Origin of the sequence: Massilia sp. CT11-108 (assembly GCF_047302915.1) — a bacterium.
Taxonomy (GTDB): Bacteria; Pseudomonadota; Gammaproteobacteria; order Burkholderiales; family Burkholderiaceae_D; genus Telluria; species Telluria orientalis.
The window spans coordinates 1-4,170 of record NZ_JBKYMO010000481.1; the positions used below are offsets into that span (position 1 = coordinate 1).

The 4,170-nt window shown below is 66.7% G+C and carries 3 protein-coding genes; 1 reads left to right on the forward strand and 2 read right to left on the reverse strand.

All coding sequences use genetic code 11. From position 1 onward, the window contains the following. Positions 1–410 precede the first annotated feature (410 nt). Positions 411–2,354, forward strand: a complete 1,944-nt coding sequence (locus tag ACEN88_RS25780; RefSeq protein WP_413344252.1) for a sigma-54-dependent Fis family transcriptional regulator — start codon at positions 411–413, stop codon at positions 2,352–2,354. On the opposite strand, the gene ACEN88_RS25785 is transcribed toward ACEN88_RS25780, so the two are convergent. After that, positions 2,351–3,322 carry an FAD:protein FMN transferase gene (locus tag ACEN88_RS25785; RefSeq protein ID WP_413344254.1) on the reverse strand — a complete coding sequence of 324 codons (972 nt, stop codon included), beginning with the start codon at positions 3,320–3,322 and terminating at the stop codon, positions 2,351–2,353. The two genes, ACEN88_RS25780 and ACEN88_RS25785, sit on opposite strands and share 4 nt — an antisense overlap. Next, the coding region (locus ACEN88_RS25790; protein ID WP_413344256.1) for a 4Fe-4S binding protein at positions 3,322–4,170 on the reverse strand (849 nt) is incomplete at its 5' end. The genes ACEN88_RS25790 and ACEN88_RS25785, both read right to left, overlap by 1 nt.

Sequence of the window (4,170 nt, forward strand, 5' to 3'; positions counted from 1 at the left end):
AACTGTATTCGGTACTGCCTTGCTGCGCTTGCGAATCGTTTTGTTCGTCAGCAGCAGAGAAGTGAGATTATGCAGTGCTTCGCTTAACTCGTCAACCCCTCGTCTATTTCTGCAACACACTCGATGTAATCGATCTGACAAGTTTAACGTGTGATTCAGTTAAACTTTTTGTGCGCTGCAGAAGCAGGACGCGAACTATAGCAAACGCGCGGGCACCTGCGCAAGGCCTGTCTTGCAGTGCCTAAAAAGCTGGCATCCAGCTTGCTTACTGTGTGTTGCATAAAACAAAGCATCAATAAAACGGAGCATATTTACACGCCTGATTGTTCCGTTCCGGTACAGGTGCTACATTTATGAACAGTCGATTCCCAATATAGAGCCGCGGTCCAGGGCCAACCAGGAGACTTGGAATGACTTATCAACACGCAGGCTTGCTCGCCCCCGGCGACGACATGGCAACGATGATCGCGATCTCGCACCGACGCTCCGAACAATTCGGCCTGAGTCCCGATTCACGGCCCGATTTCACCCCCGTATCCGGCACCGACCTGTCCTATCTGGTCGAACAGAATCGCCTGCTGTACAGCCACGCGGTGCCCGCGATGGAAACGCTGTACCAGCAGATCGCCAACACCCACAACATGGTCCTGCTGACGGATGCGCAGGGCGTGATCGTGCATTCGCTGGGCGACGCCGACTTCCTCGAAAAGGCCAACCGCGTCGCGCTGACGGCGGGCGTCGCCTGGTCCGAGGAGAGCAAGGGCACGAACGCGATCGGCACCGCGATCGCGGAACGGGTGCCGACGACGATCCATGCGGACCAGCACTTCCTCTCCGCGAACCACTTCCTGACCTGCTCCGCGGCACCGATCACCGACCACCGCGGCAACGTGGTCGGCGTGCTGGACGTCAGCGGAGACCGGCGCAGCTTTCACAAGCACACGATGGCCCTCGTGCGCATGTCCGCGCTGATGATCGAGAACCAGCTGTTCGCGGCGACGTTCGAAAACGCGATCACCCTGCACTTCCACACGCGCCCCGAATTCATCGGCACGCTGATGGAAGGGATCGCGTCGTTCAGCCCGGGCGGCCGCTTCCTCGCCGCCAACCGCAACGGCCTGTTCCAGCTGGGCCTTTCGTATCCCGCACTGCAGGCCCATACGTTCAGCTCCCTGTTCGGCCTTCCCGTCTCCGCCCTGTACGATCACTACCGCACCGCGGCGCCCGGCCTGCTCGACCTGTGCATGCACAACGGCGTGCGCGTGCGCGGCCGGGCGGAACTGCGGCTGACGAACGGCGTGCACGTGCTCACCGGCGCGTTCGACGATGCGACGCAGATGGCGCCCATCGCACAGGTGCCCGCGAAGGCACCCACGCGGCGCCTGTCCGGCCTGCGCTACCTGAACACGGGCGACCCGCAGCTCGAACAGGTCATCGACAAGGTCAACCGCGTGCTCGGGCGCGACGTGCCGATCATGATCATGGGCGAGACGGGCACCGGCAAGGAATTGCTGGCCCAGGCCATCCACAACGATTCGCCGCGCGCGCAAGGGCCGTTCGTCGCCGTGAACTGCGCGTCGATTCCCGAGACGCTGATCGAATCGGAGCTGTTCGGCTACGAGGACGGCGCGTTCACCGGCGCGCGCAAGAAGGGGGCGGTCGGCAAGATCCTGCAGGCGAACGGCGGCACGCTGTTCCTCGATGAGATCGGCGACATGCCCTATCCGCTGCAGGCCCGCCTGCTGCGCGTGCTGCAGGAACGGATGGTCACGCCGCTCGGCAGCGGCAAGTCGATCCCGGTGAACGTGGAAGTGATCTGCGCGACGAACCACAACCTGCGCCGCCGCATCGCCGAGGGCCTGTTCCGCGAAGACCTGTATTACCGCCTGAACGGCCTCGTGGTGAAACTGCCGCCGCTGCGCGAGCGCACCGACCTCGAAACGGTGGTGCGAAAAATCCTCTCTGTGGAGAACGAAACGGGCGGCACGCACACGATCTCGGACGAGGTACTGCGGCTGTTCAAGCGCCACAAATGGCCGGGCAACTTCCGCCAGCTGACGAACCTCCTGCGCACCGCCGCGATCATGGCCGGCGACGAGGAAGAAATCGGCCTGCGCCACATGCCGGACGACTTCCTGGACGACATCGCGGAGCCGCCCGAAGCCGCACCCGCGAGCGCGCCCGCCGCCCAGCAGATGATCGCGTCCGGCGCCAATCTCGAAGAGATGGAACTGGCCGCGATCCTCAAGTCGCTCGAGGCGAACGGCGGCAACGTGTCGGCGACGGCGCGCGCGCTGGGCGTCTCGCGCAACACCATTTACCGCAAGCTGCCGCATCTGAAGACCTCCCCCTAGACAGCCGGGAAGCCGGACGACTTCCAGCGCGCGCCGTCCTTGCCGATCGTGAGCAGGTCCACGCCCGGCAGGTGCGCGGCCAGCGCATGCGCGCGGCGTGCGCCCATCACCATGAATGCGGTCGACAGGCCGTCGGCCTCCAGCCCGGTGGGCGCGAGCACCGTGACGCTGGCCAGCTCCGTCGGCGAATCGCCGCTGGCCGGATCGAAGATGTGGTGGTGGCGCAGGTCCGACGTGAACGCCGACGCGTAATCGCCCGACGTGGCGGCGCAGCGCCCGTCCAGCACGAGGCTCGCGGCCACCGCGTCCTCGTTGCGCGGATCGCGGATGCCCAGGTGCCATGGCCGCCCGCCGGTGCGGCCCAGCGCACCGTATTCGCCCGTGTCGACGAGCGCGTGGCGGATGCCGTGCCGGCGCAGCGCGGCCAGCGCGAGGTCCGTCGCATAGCCTTGCGCGAGGCCGTTCAGCGTGATCGCCATCCCCTTCCGTGCCAGCACGACGCGTTCCGGCCCCGCCTGCACCTGCGTCCAGCCGACGAGGCGTTGCGCGCGCATGCGCTCGGGCTCGGGCGGCACGCCGTGCGCCGAATCGAACGCGCGCCACAGCGGCTGCACCGTGATGTCGAACGCGCCCTGCGTCAGGCGCGACAAGGTGCGCGCATGCTCCAGCACCGTCAGGAGATGCGGATCGGGGCCGTGCAGCACCTTGTCGCGGTTCAGCCGGAACACCTGGCTGGGCGGCTGGTGGAGGCTCATCAGCGCATCCACGCGGCGCGCCTCGCCCAATGCGGCGGCGATGGCCTGCTGCGCGGCTTCCGGGTCCGCATGGCGCACGGCGACGCTGATCGTCGTCCCGAATGCCAGCGCGGCGCCGCTGTGCAGTGGCAGTTCGTCGGCTGCGGCCGCGTCGGCCACCGCGGCGCCGGCCATGCCGCCCAGGGTGGCGGCGATGAAGGTCCTTCTGTGCATCATGCTCTCCTGTCGATGACGTCCGGGGCCGGGACGATCGGAATCGTCCGGCTGCGCTTCCGCTCCAAGATCCGCGGCGCGCACTGTTCGTCGCTTGCGTGGATAACGACACATTCCATACATTGAAAACACTCCTCGTAGTCGACCTTCCCGCTCGGGGCGATCGCGTTGTAGCCGCAGCGGTGGCGGCACGTTTGACACGGCGTGCCGCATTCGGCGCGCCGCGGGATCCAGTCGAGCAGGCGCACGCGGCCCAGCAGCGCGAGCGCCGCGCCGAGCGGACAGAGATAACGGCAGAATGCCTTGTTGACGACCATGACGGCCAGCAGCAGGCCGGCGGCATACGCGACGAACGGCCAGGCGCGCACGAAATTCAGCGTGATCGCGGTCTTGAACGGTTCCAGTTCGACGAGCCGGTCTGCCTGCGCCGGCGCCCACACGGCCGCCAGCAGGATCGCCGCCAGCACGCCGTACTTCACGCGCTTCAGGCGCGCATCGAGCACGCGCCGCACGGCGACCTGCGGCAGCCGCAGCGCCTGTCCCGCGAGACCCGCGAATTCCTGCAACGCGCCGAAGGGACACAGCCAGCCGCAGAACGTGCCGCGCCCCCAGATGAACAGGGAGACGAGCACGAACGCCCACAGCGCCACGGTCAGCGGATCGAACAGCAGGTAATCCAGGCCCCGCCCCGCCCGGAGGGCCTGCACGATGCCGGTGAGATTGACGATGGACAGCTGCGCCTGCGCCGCATAGCCGATGAAGCCGATGGTGAACAGCAGCCACGCGCGGCGCAGCCAGGCGAAGCGGCGTGCGTGCGCCACCAGCCGGCGCTGCTGCCACAGCGCGGC